Source organism: Arthrobacter sp. CMU6 (assembly GCF_059090205.1).
Genome location: NZ_JBNHFL010000021.1, coordinates 1 through 13,187 on the forward strand (window position 1 = coordinate 1; position 13,187 = coordinate 13,187).

The 13,187-nt window shown below is 66.6% G+C and carries 13 protein-coding genes; 6 read left to right on the forward strand and 7 right to left on the reverse strand.

From position 1 onward, the window contains the following. Positions 1–374: 374 nt before the first annotated feature. Positions 375–1,643 carry a helix-turn-helix transcriptional regulator gene (locus tag AC5RWD_RS15215; RefSeq protein WP_494020806.1) on the reverse strand — a complete coding sequence of 423 codons (1,269 nt, stop codon included), beginning with the start codon at positions 1,641–1,643 and terminating at the stop codon, positions 375–377. A 199-nt stretch (positions 1,644–1,842) separates the two neighbouring features. Between AC5RWD_RS15215 and tkt the strand changes: the two genes are divergently transcribed. The 6 genes from tkt (at position 1,843) to AC5RWD_RS15245 (ending at position 8,055) form a co-directional block, all read left to right on the forward strand. After that, positions 1,843–3,990 (forward strand): transketolase, encoded by a 2,148-nt coding sequence (gene tkt / locus AC5RWD_RS15220; RefSeq protein ID WP_494020807.1) that lies wholly within the window; start codon positions 1,843–1,845, stop codon positions 3,988–3,990. A 22-nt stretch (positions 3,991–4,012) separates the two neighbouring features. Then, on the forward strand, positions 4,013–5,134 hold the full coding sequence (tal, locus tag AC5RWD_RS15225) for a transaldolase (RefSeq protein WP_494020808.1): 1,122 nt from the start codon (positions 4,013–4,015) through the stop codon (positions 5,132–5,134). 92 nt (positions 5,135–5,226) lie between these two features. After that, entirely contained in the window at positions 5,227–5,946 is a 720-nt protein-coding gene (rpe, locus tag AC5RWD_RS15230) for a ribulose-phosphate 3-epimerase (protein ID WP_494020809.1), read from the forward strand. Positions 5,947–5,958: 12 nt separating this feature from the next. Continuing rightward, the gene (locus tag AC5RWD_RS15235; protein ID WP_494020810.1) at positions 5,959–6,432 is read left to right on the forward strand and encodes a ribose-5-phosphate isomerase; all 474 of its coding nucleotides are present in this window, start codon (positions 5,959–5,961) and stop codon (positions 6,430–6,432) included. Position 6,433: 1 nt separating this feature from the next. Further along, a complete protein-coding gene (fbaA, locus tag AC5RWD_RS15240) occupies positions 6,434–7,456 on the forward strand; it encodes a class II fructose-bisphosphate aldolase (RefSeq protein ID WP_494020811.1) in 1,023 nt (340 codons plus the stop codon). Between the two features lie 32 nt (positions 7,457–7,488). Continuing rightward, positions 7,489–8,055 carry a ribose-5-phosphate isomerase gene (locus AC5RWD_RS15245; protein ID WP_494020812.1) on the forward strand — a complete coding sequence of 189 codons (567 nt, stop codon included), beginning with the start codon at positions 7,489–7,491 and terminating at the stop codon, positions 8,053–8,055. Between the two features lie 139 nt (positions 8,056–8,194). Here the strand turns inward: AC5RWD_RS15245 and AC5RWD_RS15250 are convergent, their stop codons facing one another. The 6 genes from AC5RWD_RS15250 to AC5RWD_RS15275 form a co-directional block, all read right to left on the reverse strand. Further along, positions 8,195–8,689, reverse strand: coding sequence for a MarR family winged helix-turn-helix transcriptional regulator (locus AC5RWD_RS15250; protein WP_494020813.1), 495 nt, complete (start codon positions 8,687–8,689; stop codon positions 8,195–8,197). A gap of 30 nt (positions 8,690–8,719) precedes the next feature. Beyond that, entirely contained in the window at positions 8,720–9,808 is a 1,089-nt protein-coding gene (locus AC5RWD_RS15255; protein WP_494020814.1) for a calcium:cation antiporter, read from the reverse strand. A 46-nt stretch (positions 9,809–9,854) separates the two neighbouring features. Beyond that, positions 9,855–10,157 (reverse strand): DUF4193 domain-containing protein, encoded by a 303-nt coding sequence (locus tag AC5RWD_RS15260; RefSeq protein ID WP_003802821.1) that lies wholly within the window; start codon positions 10,155–10,157, stop codon positions 9,855–9,857. 110 nt (positions 10,158–10,267) lie between these two features. Further along, positions 10,268–10,477, reverse strand: a complete 210-nt coding sequence (locus tag AC5RWD_RS15265; protein ID WP_494020815.1) for a hypothetical protein — start codon at positions 10,475–10,477, stop codon at positions 10,268–10,270. Positions 10,478–10,773: 296 nt separating this feature from the next. Continuing rightward, positions 10,774–11,427, reverse strand: coding sequence for an IclR family transcriptional regulator (locus tag AC5RWD_RS15270; RefSeq protein WP_494020816.1), 654 nt, complete (start codon positions 11,425–11,427; stop codon positions 10,774–10,776). Positions 11,428–11,449: 22 nt separating this feature from the next. After that, positions 11,450–13,159, reverse strand: a complete 1,710-nt coding sequence (locus AC5RWD_RS15275; RefSeq protein WP_494020817.1) for a thiamine pyrophosphate-binding protein — start codon at positions 13,157–13,159, stop codon at positions 11,450–11,452. Positions 13,160–13,187: the final 28 nt, after the last annotated feature.

Here is a 13,187-nt window from a genome sequence, read left to right on the forward strand (position 1 = left end):
CACCACCGCACGCAAACACCCCACCCGCACCGAACACGCCCTCGAAGCCCTCAGCGCCACCACCATGGCCCTCATGTTCGCCACCATGACCGCCTAGGACAGACCCCCGCCAACCCCGCCACCCCTACCCAAAAGGATCGTTTTGCAGGGGGCGGGGTCCTTCTGTCGGGACTGCTCGGCCGCGTCCCGAGCGCCGCAGGCGTGACGCCGGCCCACCTTCCCGGCGCCGGACAAGAAAGAGTTCCACCATGCACACCGGACTGACCGGCCATTGGAAAATGGGGTTAACGGGTGTGAACGGCGCACGCGCCAAAGTGCCCGGCGTCCTGGAAGGAGCCGGGCACTTTGGTCGGGGGAGCCCGGTTAGTGCCCGGTCACCGCAGTCCGTGGCTGTGTGCCAGTGCAATCGCCTCGGTGCGTGAACCGACGTCGAGCTTCCGGAACAGGTTCCGGACATGGAACTTGACCGTGTTCTCGCTGATGCCCATCGTCGACGCGATGGTGCGGTTGCGGTGTCCGGCGGCGAGGTGCTGGAGCACTTCGAGTTCCCGGGCGGCAAGGTTCCATCCGGCGGCATCCCCGGACGGGCGTGCCGGCAGGTCCAGCGGGAGCGAGACGAAGATATCGGCGCCCCAGCCCGGCATTACGTCCATCCGCAGCTGTCCGTTGAGCGCCTGGACCCTGCGGTCCAGGCGGCTGATGGCCGGGTCCTCGGTAGTGAGAGCGCCGCCGCCGTCGTCGCGCACGTTGATCAGCAGGTTTTCGCCGTCGCAGTCCCAGTGCGTCCGGATCCTGCTGACCTCGGGCTGCTCCATCATGGTCAGCACCAGGCCGCGGACGACGGCCCGCGCCGCGTGGGCAACTTCGCCGGGAAGCGCTCTTCCGTTCAGTGGCGGTTCGATGAACTGGACTTCCGTTCCGCTGAAGCTCGTGAGCGGCCGCAGGTCCTCCCGCAGGCGTTCAAAGGCTTTGGCGACGGGCTCTTCCACAAGGTCCGTCGTGCGGTCGCTGAGGGTGCGGAGCCCGACCAGGGCCTTGGCGGTGAGGTCGGTGACTGTTGTGCGGGCTGCGGCGTCCTCCAGTGAGGATGAGCGCAGGGCCGCCAGCAGGGTCTCCAGCGTGGTGGAGTGCAGGTCGGTCAGTTCGGCCGTCACGCGCACGCGTTCAGCCGAGGCGGCCCGCGATTCCGCGAGGTACGACGGCGGGGCATCGGCCACCTTCTCCTGGATCCGCCGGGCAGTAATGCCCCATAGGTACGTCAGCAGGTCCAGCCCAGGGCTGTCGAGTGGATCTGCCGGACGAGGCTCGGTGAGGACGAGGAGTGCCTGGCTGGGACCGTGTTTCAGGGCAAGTGCGGGCCTGGGCTGGCCGGCGAGCACCGCTTCCCCCAACCAAGGCGTCTCATCCGAAACGCCGGCGCGAAGCTCATCCAACTCGGCAATGGAGACCCGGGAAATGATGTCTTCCTGGCCTGCCTTCTTCTGTGGGCGGCCCGTGCAGTCTTCGGTGAATATAACCAGCGCGCTGCTTCCCAGGTGCGGAAGCGCGGCGTCACGCAGCCGTTCCGCTATCTGGGCCAGGGGGGCATCAGCCAATGCTGCCACGGAATGCAGCAGCGGCCACGGCAGGTCTGAAAGGGACATAGTGAATTCCTTCATGGACTGGTGAGCGGAGCGGCTGCGCTTCGTCGCACAGCCACCGGGCGAAACATCCGCCCACCCGAAAGTATAGCCAAAAACCGTCAGAAAACAGTGTTACCACTACCCATTTGTTTCGGAAGTATGGGTAGCAACCAGAGACCGGCCCTTATATAGCCGACGACCGTATCAAAGGAGATAAATCGTGAATCCGACTGCAACCGCGACACGCATCACTGAGTCAGCAACGTTGGAATGGACGTCCAAGGACCAGCGGGCGGTGGACACACTCCGGGTTTTGGCCGCAGACGCCGTCGAGAAGGTGGGCAACGGCCACCCCGGCACCGCGATGAGCCTGGCTCCGGCCGCCTACCTTCTGTTCCAGAAGCTGATGCGGCACGACCCGAAGAACCCGGAGTGGATCGGCCGCGACCGGTTCATCCTCTCGCCGGGGCACTCTTCACTGACGCTGTACAGCCAGCTGTTCTTCTCCGGCTACGGCCTGGAGCTGAAGGACCTTCAGGAGCTGCGCACGTGGGGTGCGCTGACCCCTGGCCACCCGGAATACAAGCACACCCCGGGTGTGGAAATCACCACCGGCCCGCTGGGCCAGGGCCTGGCCTCCTCGGTCGGCTTTGCGTACTCCCAGCGCCGCATGCGCGGCCTGTTCGACGCCGATGCTCCCGCCGGCGAGAGCCCGTTCGACCACACCATCTGGGTCATCGCTTCCGACGGCGATATCCAGGAAGGCGTGACCTCTGAGGCTTCCTCCCTGGCCGGACACCAGGAACTGGGAAACCTCGTTGTGGTCTACGACGAGAACCACATCTCCATCGAGGACGACACTGACATCGCCTTCACCGAGGACGTCCTGAAGCGCTACGAGGCCTACGGCTGGCACACCCAGCGCGTGGACTGGACCGAGACCGGCGAATATGTCGAAGACGTCCAGGAGCTGTACTCCGCGCTCCTCGCCGCGAAGGCCGAGACCTCCAAGCCGTCCATCATCTCGCTGCGCACCATCATCGGCTACCCGGCCCCGAAGAAGCAGAACACCGGCAAGATCCACGGCTCCGCCCTCGGTGCCGATGAAGTCGCAGCCTTGAAGGAAGTGCTGGGCTTCGACCCCGCCAAGTCCTTCGAGGTGGACGAGGACGTGCTGGCCCACGCCCGTCAGGTTGTGGACCGCGGTGCGGCCGCCCGCTCGGAGTGGGAAGAGTCCTTCTCGGCCTGGCAGTCCGCCAACCCGGAGGCTGCCGCCCTGCTGGAGCGTGTCGAGGCCCGCCAGCTGCCCGCTGGACTTGACGCCGCACTGCCCGTCTTCGAAGCAGGCAAGGACGTCTCCACCCGCGCCGCATCCGGCAAGGTCCTGAACGCGATCGGTCCGGTCATGCCGGAACTGTGGGGCGGTTCGGCCGACCTCGCGGAGTCCAACAACACCACGATCGAGGGCTCGCCGTCGTTCATCCCGGCCTCCCGCTCCACCGAAGCGTGGAAGGGCAACCCGTACGGCCGCGTGCTGCACTTCGGTATCCGTGAGCACGCTGCCGCGTCGATCGTGAACGGCATCAGCCTGCACGGCAAGACCCGCGCGTTCTCCGGCACGTTCCTGATCTTCAGCGACTATCAGAAGCCGGCGATCCGCCTCGGCGCCCTCATGGGCGTCCCGTCCATCTATGTGTGGTCGCACGACTCGATCGGCCTCGGCGAAGACGGCCCCACCCACCAGCCGGTGGAGCAGCTCTCCACCCTGCGTGCCATCCCGGGTCTCGACGTCGTTCGTCCGGCCGACGCCAACGAGGTTGGCATAGCGTGGAAGACCATCCTGGCGAACCACGAGAACCCGGCCGGCATCGTGCTGACCCGCCAGAACGTCCCGACGTTTGCCCGCGGCGGAGGCGCGGCAGAGGGTGACACCTTTGCTTCTCCAGCCGGCGTGGCCAAGGGCGGTTACGTCCTGGCCGAGGCGTCGAAGGACGGTAAGACCGTTGACGCGCAGGTCATCCTGATCGGCACCGGTTCCGAGGTCCAGCTGGCTGTCCAGGCCCGCGAAACCCTGCAGGCCGAAGGCATCGCCACCCGCGTGGTGTCCATGCCGTGTGTTGAGTGGTTCAACAAGCAGGATGCGGCCTACCGCGAGGCTGTCCTGCCCGCAGCGGTCAAGGCCCGCGTCTCCGTCGAAGCCGGCCTGGCCCTGGGCTGGAAGGAGTTCGTCGGCGACGCCGGACGCTCCATCAGCCTCGAGCACTACGGCGCCTCGGCAGACTACAAGCGCCTGTTCCAGGAATTCGGCATAACGGCAGAAGCAGTTACCGCCGCCGCCAAGGACTCCGTCGCCGCTGCGGCCAACTAGCCCCCGAAGGAAGAAACAAGCCATGACCAACGCAACACCCACCGCCCAGCTTTCCGAAGCAGGTTTGTCCATATGGCTGGACGACCTGTCCCGCGAACGGCTCACCAGCGGCAGCCTGCAGAAGCTCATCGACCAGAAGAACGTCGTGGGCGTGACCACCAACCCGTCCATCTTCCAGGCCGCGATCACCTCCGGTACGGACTACGACGCTAGGATCGCCGAACTTGCCGCGCAGGGCGCCGGCGTCGAGGAGACCATCTTCGAGATCACGACGACGGACGTCGCCGACGCCTGCGACCTCTTCGCCCCGGTCGCCGCGGCAACCAGCGGTGTGGACGGCCGCGTCTCCATCGAGGTGGACCCCCGCCTCGCCTGGGACACCGCAGGCACGATCGCCGAGGCCAAGAACCTCTACAAGAAGGTCGACAAGGACAATGTCCTGATCAAGATCCCGGCCACGCTTGAAGGCCTGGAGGCCATCACCGCGGTCCTGGCCGAAGGCATCAGCGTCAACGTGACCCTGATCTTCTCCCTGGAGCGCTACCGGGCCGTCATCAACGCCTTCCAGACCGGTCTGAAGCAGGCGGGGGAAAACGGCCACGACCTGTCCAAGATCCACTCCGTCGCCTCGTTCTTCGTCTCCCGCGTGGACACTGAAATCGACAAGCGCCTGGACGCTATCGGCACCAAGCAGGCCCTGGCACTCAAGGGCAAGGCCGGCGTCGCCAACGCCCGCCTGGCCTACCAGGTCTACGAGGAGCTCTTCTCCACCAAGCGCTGGGCCGTCCTGGCTGAGGCCGGCGCCCGCCCGCAGCGCCCGCTGTGGGCCTCCACGGGCGTGAAGGACCCGGCCTACCCGGACACCCTCTACGTGACCGAGCTCGTCGCCGCCGGAATCGTGAACACCATGCCGGAGAAGACCCTGGACGCCACCTTCGACCACGGCGTGGTTACTGGTGACACCATTACCGGCACCTACACCGAAGCCAACACCGTCCTCAACGCCCTCGAACACCTCGGCATCTCCTACAACAACGTGGTGGCGCAGCTGGAATCCGAAGGCCTGGAGAAGTTTGTTGCCAGCTGGAAGGAACTGCTGGCCGACGTCAACGGCGCCCTCACCGCCGCGCGGAAGGCCTCCTAGCCCGCCGGACCAGCCGCTACCCGCCACGAGGGCGTGGGGACCCACTGGGTCTCCACGCCCTCGTCACCCAGACCACCCGAAAGGCAGACACCATGTCCACCTCACCCCTGAATTGCTGCATCAACCCCAGCATCCTCTCGGCCGACTTCGTTAACCTCGAAGCCGAGCTGGCCCGCATCAGCAATGCCGACGCCGTGCACGTGGATGTCATGGACAACCATTTCGTGCCGAACCTGACCATCGGCCTGCCGGTCGTGGAACGGATCCAGAAGGTCAGCCCCGTGCCGCTGGACGCCCACCTCATGATTTCCAATGTCGACCGCTGGGCGCCGCAGTTCGCCGATGCAGGCCTGGCGTCTGTGACCTTCCACGTCGAGGCGTCCGACGCCCCCATCAAGCTCGCCCGTGAGCTTCGTGCGCGCGGCTCCAAGGCCGGCATGGCACTGCGCCCGGCCACTCCCGTGGAGCCATATCTGGACATGCTCCCCGAACTGGACATGCTGCTGATCATGACCGTCGAGCCCGGCTTCGGCGGCCAGGCGTTTCTGGACGTCATGCTGCCCAAGATCCGCCGCGCCCGCGCCGCCGTTGACGGCTCCGGGGTGAACGTCGCCATCCAGGTGGACGGCGGCATCACCGAAGAAACCATCGTCCGCGCCGCTGAGGCCGGCGCCAACGTCTTCGTGGCCGGATCGTCCGTGTACGGCAAGCCGTCGCCCGCCGACGCCATTGAGTCGCTGCGCGCCAACGGCCAACTAGCCTTCGCCCCGTCAGCACCGCGCCCCAACACCGCTCTATTCCAACAAGCCTGAAGGAGACCACCCATGCGCGTTCACATCGCAACCGACCACGCCGGCATGGAGCTCAGCTCCCACCTCATCAAGACACTGTCAGCCAGCGGCTACGAGATGGTTGACCACGGGCCTGCCGCATACGACGCCGAGGACGACTACCCGGCGTTCTGCATCAACGCCGCGGCCGCCGTCGTTGCCGACCAGGCCGCGGGCGTGGACGCCCTGGGGATTGTGCTGGGCGGCTCAGGCAACGGCGAGCAGATCTCCGCGAACAAGGTCAAGGGCGTGCGGGCAGCGCTTGCCTGGAACCTGGACACGGCCAAACTGGCCCGTCAGCACAACAACGCCAACGTGGTGGCAGTCGGCGGACGCCAGCACACGGTTGAGGAGGCCACCCAACTGATCAAGGCATTCCTGGCCGAACCATTTACCAATGCCGAACGCCATGAACGCCGCATCGGCAAAATCGCCACCTTTGAAACCACCGGCGAGGTTGTTGAGTAGCATGCCCATTGCAACCCCAGAGATCTACTCCGAGATGATCGACCGCGCAAAGGCGGGCGGCTTCGCGTTCCCGGCGGTCAACGTGACGTCCTCGCAGACGCTGAACGCGGCGCTGCGCGGTTTCGCGGAGGCCGAGTCTGACGGCATTGTGCAGGTCTCCACCGGTGGTGCCGCTTACTGGTCCGGTGCCTCGACGAAGGACATGGTTGCCGGTTCCCTGGGTTTCGCGGCGTTTGCCCGCGAGGTGGCCAAGAACTACAACGTGAACATCGCGCTGCACACGGATCACTGCCCGAAGGACAAGCTGGACGGTTTCGTGCTGCCGCTGCTGGCAGCCTCCGAGGCCGAGGTCAAGGCCGGCCGCAACCCGCTCTTCAACTCCCACATGTGGGACGGCTCCGCCGAGACGCTGCAGGAGAACCTGCGCATCGCCCGTGAACTGCTGGCGCGCACTGCTGCGGCCAAGATGATCCTCGAGGTCGAGATCGGCACCGTCGGCGGCGAGGAGGACGGCGTCGAGCACGAAATCAACGAAAAGCTCTACACCACGGTGGAGGACGCGCTGGCCACCATCGACGCCCTGGGCGCCGGCGAGAACGGCCGCTACATCACGGCCCTGACGTTCGGCAACGTGCACGGCGTGTACAAGCCGGGCGGGGTGAAGCTGCGCCCGGAGATCCTGAAGGACATCCAGGCCCAGGTCGGCGCGAAGATCGGCAAGGACAACCCGTTCGACCTCGTGTTCCACGGTGGCTCCGGCTCTTCCGACCAGGAGATCGCCGACGCCGTTTCCTACGGCACCATCAAGATGAACATCGACACCGACACCCAGTACGCGTACACGCGTCCGGTGGCCGACCACATGTTCAAGAACTACGACGGCGTGCTCAAGGTCGACGGCGAAGTGGGCAACAAGAGGACCTACGACCCCCGCGTCTGGGGCGCCTCCGCCGAAGCCGGCCTCGCCGCCCGCATCGTGGAAGCCACCCAGCAGCTCGGCTCCGCCGGCAAGACCACCCTGTGAATATCGGACCAGAACACCTTGAAGGCTGCCATATGACTAAGGAACCATCAGTAACCATTGAACGCGGGGCCGGAACGCCTTACCGGGTCCATATAGGCACCGACCACGCAGGTCTCGAACTCAGCCGGACGCTGCAACACGAACTGGCCAGCCTGGGGTTTGACGTGGTGGACCACGGACCCACGGAGTACGACGCCCAGGATGACTATCCGGGATTTTGCATCAGCGCTGCTGAGGGCGTCGCACACGACATCCACCACAACCGGCCAAGCCTCGGAATTGTCATTGGCGGCTCCGGCAACGGCGAGCAGATCGCGGCCAATAAGGTCAGGGGTATTCGCGCCGCTTTGGTCTGGAACGAGTCAACTGCACGGTTGGCCCGGCAGCACAACGACGCGAACGTCATCGCCCTCGGCGCCCGCGAACACACGCCGGAGGAATGCCTCAAGCTCGCGGTCTTCTTCCTTCAGGAGCCCTTCACGCAGGACGCCCGGCACAGGCGCCGCATCGCTCAGATTGCCGACTATGAAACCTGCCTCACTCCGTTAGCATGCGAGATCAGCAGGAGGGGTTCCGCGCTGGCAAACGCGTCCAGCTGATTCGGCAGGAGTTCTTGTCCAGATACCGCGACTTCAGGGCGGGTTTGGGGCCATTATCTCGACAAAGACTCGGGAAGGTGTTGCGACCCAGCCGCAGTCCCTGAGCGCCGGCTGACCGCCAGACGCTGAGAGGGCCCTCCTAGGCCGTGGCTTCGTCGTCCACGTCGGGGTCTGCCGGGAGGGAGTGGTCTGTTTGGGCGGTTTCGATGAGCTGGGTCATGGCCACGTGGATGTCCTCCGCCTGCGCGCGGGTGAGGCCGAGCTTGGCCAGCATGGTGCCGGGCACGCCCATCGCCTTGTCGCGGAGCGCGGTGCCTTCGGGGGTCAGGCCCACCGCAAGGGAGCGTTCATCCCCGGGAACGCGGCGGCGGGTGACATAGCCCAGGGCTTCGAGCCGCTTGAGCAGAGGGGACAGGGTGGCCGGAACCAGGAGGAGGGCGTCGCTGATTTCCTTGACGGATCGCGGGCTCTTCTCCCACAGCGCCAGCATCACCAGGTACTGCGGATGCGTCAGCTTCAGCTCCTGCAGCACGGGCCGGTACGCGCTGATGACGGTGCGCGAGGCGACAGCCAGAGCGAAGCAGAGCTGCCGTTCGAGCAGGAGGTCTTCGTCGCTCCCTGAAAGGGAAGTCATGAGGCCATGATATCGAAGTGGCAGTTCCGTCTACGGGAACATGGCGAGGAAAAGGAACGCGGCGAAGAGCACCAGGTGGATGGCCCCCTGCAGGCGGGTGGCGCGGCCGGGCACCACCGTGAGTGTTCCCACGATGACGCTCAGCACGAACAGGACTATCTGCGTGCCGCCGAGCCCCAGCGTCAACGGTCCCTGCAGCCAGATGCTGGCCACCGCTATGGCGGGAATCGTCAGGCCTATGCTGGCAATGGCCGAGCCGTAGGCCAGATTGAGGCTGATCTGGATCCTGTTCCGCGAGGCGGCCCGGGTGGCGGCAAGTCCCTCCGGCAGCAGGACCAGGAGCGCGATGATCACGCCTACGAAGGACTCGGGGATGCCCGCGCCGGAGACGCCGGCTTCGATGACGGGGGACACGGTTTTGGCCAGTCCCACGACGGCGACCAGTGCCGCGCACAGCAGCGCCAGGCTTGTGTAGGTGGCCCGGTTGGTGGGGGTGGGGCCATGCAGGTCATCCTCGTCGTCGTCCGGGGACACGACGGGAAGGAAAAAGTGGCGGTGGCGGACGGTCTGGGTCAGCACAAACACGCCGTAAAGCGACAGCGAGGCCACGGCCGCGAAACCCAGCTGAAGCGGCGAAAACTCGGGTCCGGGCCGCGACGACGTGAAGGTCGGCAGGACCAGCGTCAGCGTGGCCAGCGTGATGACTACGGCCAGGGCGGCACCGGATCCCTCCGGGTTGAACCGTGGAATGCCGTACCGGCGGGCACCCACCAGCAGGGCTATCCCCACGATGCCGTTGACGGTGATCATGACGGCGGCAAAAACGGTGTCCCGTGCCAGCGAGTGGCTTCCCTCGCCGCCGGAGGCGATCAGCGTGACGATCAGGGCCACTTCGATAACGGTGACCGCGACGGCCAGCACGAGTGATCCGAAGGGCTCACCGAGGCGCTGGGCCACCACTTCGGCATGGTGCACCGCCGCCAGGACGGCGCCCACCAGAACCACTGCGATGACGGTAGCCAGCACCGGCCCGGGGGAGACTCCCCAAGTCACGGCCAGCACGATCAGACCGACGACGGGAACGACGGCGGTCCAGGACGATCGGAGCCGGGCCAGCACAGCGCTATCTTCTCAGTGCCGGCCCTTCAGAGCTAGCCCTCTGGTACTAGCCTTCACACTCCGAGCAGTACTTCTTGCCGTCCTTTTCCCGCGCGAGCTGGCTGCGGTGGTGGACCAGGAAGCAGGACATACAGGTGAACTCATCTTCCTGCACCGGAACAACCTGGATCAGCAGCTCTTCGTGCGACAGGTCGGCGCCGGGAAGGTCGATGCCTTCGGCAGTGTCGGCTTCCTCCACATCAAGCAGGGCAGTCTGGGATCCGCCCTGGCGGGACTGGATGGCCTCCAGGGATTCGTTGGCCGGCTGGTCCTCTTGGGCCACGCGAGGGGCGTCGTAGTCAGTTGCCATGGTTTTTACTCCTTCGGCTGTGCGCCGGACGGCGCACATTTCGCAGGACTCAACGAGTGGGCGCCGCCAGGTATTCCCGGATACCGGGGACGGGTTAAGGTCCCCAAAGTTTAGAGGATAATTTCGCGGGTCATGCCGAATGGGACCTGGTCGGAGAGCGTGGCGGTGTAGCTCCCGGGCCTGTTGCGGGTGACCATGATCCCGTGTGTTCCGGTGACCATGGCGGCCTCCTGAAGGCACTTGACGGCGGCATCCAGCCTCTCGTCGAGGATCTGGCGGTCGTTTACCTGGATGTCGATGGTCTTGGTGGTGCTGGGCATGGGTGTCCTTTGGGGTGATAAAAATTTGAACTATGCAGAGCTTTTTGGGCCGCGCGAGCCGGCGGCAGGGCACTCCGGGATTTCTGCGTGCGCAGCGTCGACCGGATGCCAGTATGTGCGGCCTGTAGGCCGCCGGTGCACCGCCCCCACGGGCTCTGATGTAAGCCTGTCCACGCGTACGGTTCGCGTGCATCATGTTCGGTGCCTGCATAAAAGTAGAACGGCGAGGCCAACACTTTGTCAATGTCTGGCCGAGGGGATGGGAGCCACGCCGCGGGCATACGGCGGCAGGAACCCTACCGCCCTTGCCGCACCGCTTCCTCGATTCGCCGTGCCGCCTGCACCACGACAACGCCGTGGTCCTGCCCCGGAGATTTAGTGACACGGGCCAGGGGCATGGCGAGGCAGACGGCGGCGATAATTCCTTCCTCGGTCTGCACGGGCGCGCTGATGGAGCCGAGGCCGGGCGTTCGAGACCCCACCGATTCAATCCAGCCCGCCGAAGCCAGCTCGGCCAACACCTCGTCGTCGGCGGCGAGGAGCCGGCCGCTGGAGCCGGCGGGCAGGGGGAGGCGAGAGCCTGGCGGCAGGGTGGCGCGAAGTTCGTGGCGGCTGTCTGCGCTGATGAGGCAGACACGTTCGTCCCCCCGCCGGATCCAGAGCTGTGCGGTCTCACCGGTGCGGTCGCGGAGCTCGTGGAGCACAGGCAGGGCAACGTTCTCCAGGGCCGAACGGACGAACCGCTGTCCGAGCCGGAAGGTGCCGTCCTCGGTGCGGCGGAGGAAGCCGTAGTCCGCCATCTGCAGGGCCAGACGATGCGCCGTGGACAGTGACAGGCCGGTCCGCCGGGACAGCTCACTGGCTGACACGGCCGACCGGCCCACCGCGTCGAGGATCGCGGCGGCGCGCTCCAGCGTGCGGTTGCTTCCGTTCTGTTCAGTAGGCGGCATGTGGCCAGCTTATGACGCCGGCTCAGCCCTTGGCGGCCAGTGACTCCGCCATGAACTCCGCAATCACCTTCTGGGAAATCGCCACGTCCAAAACGAACACGCCCTCCTCGTGCGCCGCGAGCCAGTCCTCGAGCAGCCCCAAGTCGGAAAGGGTGCGCGCCTTGGCCCCGTCGGCGCCGAGGGCGCGTCCGACGGCGGCGAAGTCCACTTCGTCGATCAGCATCGCCTGGTCGTGCAGCCCCTTGGCGGCGTACTGGTGCAGCTCCGCGCCGTACGCCGAGTCGTTCAGGACCACCACCACACCCCTGCGGGTGACCCGCAGGAACGTCTCGAAGTCGGAGAGCCCCATAAGCCCGCCACCGTCGCCGCTGACCAGGACGGTGGTGCGTTCCGGGCGGGCGGCCGAAACCCCGGCGGCGGAGCCAAAGCCCAGCCCAATGGACTGGAAGGCGGTCCCCACCAGGACCATGGCGTGCGGGTCCGGGACGGAGAGGTACATCGGCGCCCAGCCGATGAAGTGCCCGCCGTCCATCACCACCGAACGCTCAGCCGGCAGGATCCGGTCCAGGGCGGCGACGACGGCCCGGGGGTTGAGACGCCCGTCCGGGCCGAATTCCACCGGGTCCTCCACCGGGCTGGACGAGCGGAAATCCGTCCCCGACACGTCGGGGACAGCATCCCGCCAGGTCGGCGTTCCTGCGGCGGGCAGGCGCTCCAGCAGGCCCTCGATGAACGGCAGGATGTCAGCCCGGACGTACTCGGCGCCGGCGTTCAGCCCGCCGTCGGGCTCGTTGTCGAGCCGGATGATCCTGGCGCCTGCCGGGAACAGGCGTCCGTAACGGGTCTGGAAGGCGTTGAGGCTCGCCCCGACCACCAGGACGAGGTCAGCCTGGCGTGCGACGTCGAGGCGGTGGCTGCGCGTGAAGCCGCCGGCGATGCCGAGGTCCCACTCGCTGCTGAACGCGTTGGCGGCCATCACGGAGGTCATGAAGAGGGCACCGAGCCGGTCGCCCACTTCCCGTAGCGGCACGGCCGCACCGGCCAGGAGCACGCCGCGCCCCGCCAGGATGAGCGGCCGCTCCGACGCAGCGAGCAGGGCAGCAACCCGGTCCAGTTCGTCGGGCACCGCGGGCCACGCGGGCTTGGCGGGCAGCGGTTCCATCGGCACCTGGGCCGACAGGGGAACGGTGGCGAGGTCGTAGGGGATGGCGAGCACCACTGGCTGGACGGTCTGCAGGGCGAGGTCGAAGGCGCGGTGGGTGGCTGCGGCGGCATTGTCAGGCCCGGCCACGAGCGTGGTGACGCCGGCTGCTTCGGCCGCTTTGGCCTGGTCGATGTCGAACGGCCGACGGCCGGCTGCAGGGGCGTCTCCGACGACGAATACCAGCGGGATGCGGGCGAGCCGGGCTTCGGCAAGCGTGGTGTAGGCGTTGGTGAAGCCGGCGCCGTAGGTGGTGGTGGCGGCCGCGACGCCTCCGGTGGCCCGGTGGTACGCGTCGGCCATGGCAACGGTCGCGGCCTCGTGGCGGGCCGACGTGAAGGGAAAGCCGCGGCGCGTGAGCCGGCTGATGAGATGGGCGTTGCCATTGCCCATCAGCCCGAACAGGTGCCCTGCGCGCTCCGCCAGGACATCAGCGACGGCCGCAGAGACGTGGCCCTCGTCGGGGAGGGCGGCGGACTGCCCTGCGTACCTGGAACCGGCGGGGCGGGAGGTGGTGGGAGTGGTGGTCATTGGCTGTCCTCGCGTTCGTGGGGTGGGA

What these genes read in the sequence shown, in the direction of transcription:
- AC5RWD_RS15215 (WP_494020806.1), bottom strand. Translation starts at nt 1,643, where the DNA reads ATGTCCCTTTCAGACCTGCCGTGGCCGCTGCTGCATTCCGTGGCAGCA.
- tal (WP_494020808.1), top strand. Translation starts at nt 4,013, where the DNA reads ATGACCAACGCAACACCCACCGCCCAGCTTTCCGAAGCAGGTTTGTCC.
- rpe (WP_494020809.1), top strand. Translation starts at nt 5,227, where the DNA reads ATGTCCACCTCACCCCTGAATTGCTGCATCAACCCCAGCATCCTCTCG.
- AC5RWD_RS15235 (WP_494020810.1), top strand. Translation starts at nt 5,959, where the DNA reads ATGCGCGTTCACATCGCAACCGACCACGCCGGCATGGAGCTCAGCTCC.
- fbaA (WP_494020811.1), top strand. Translation starts at nt 6,434, where the DNA reads ATGCCCATTGCAACCCCAGAGATCTACTCCGAGATGATCGACCGCGCA.
- AC5RWD_RS15245 (WP_494020812.1), top strand. Translation starts at nt 7,489, where the DNA reads ATGACTAAGGAACCATCAGTAACCATTGAACGCGGGGCCGGAACGCCT.
- AC5RWD_RS15250 (WP_494020813.1), bottom strand. Translation starts at nt 8,689, where the DNA reads ATGACTTCCCTTTCAGGGAGCGACGAAGACCTCCTGCTCGAACGGCAG.
- AC5RWD_RS15260 (WP_003802821.1), bottom strand. Translation starts at nt 10,157, where the DNA reads ATGGCAACTGACTACGACGCCCCTCGCGTGGCCCAAGAGGACCAGCCG.
- AC5RWD_RS15265 (WP_494020815.1), bottom strand. Translation starts at nt 10,477, where the DNA reads ATGCCCAGCACCACCAAGACCATCGACATCCAGGTAAACGACCGCCAG.
- AC5RWD_RS15270 (WP_494020816.1), bottom strand. Translation starts at nt 11,427, where the DNA reads ATGCCGCCTACTGAACAGAACGGAAGCAACCGCACGCTGGAGCGCGCC.
- AC5RWD_RS15275 (WP_494020817.1), bottom strand. Translation starts at nt 13,159, where the DNA reads ATGACCACCACTCCCACCACCTCCCGCCCCGCCGGTTCCAGGTACGCA.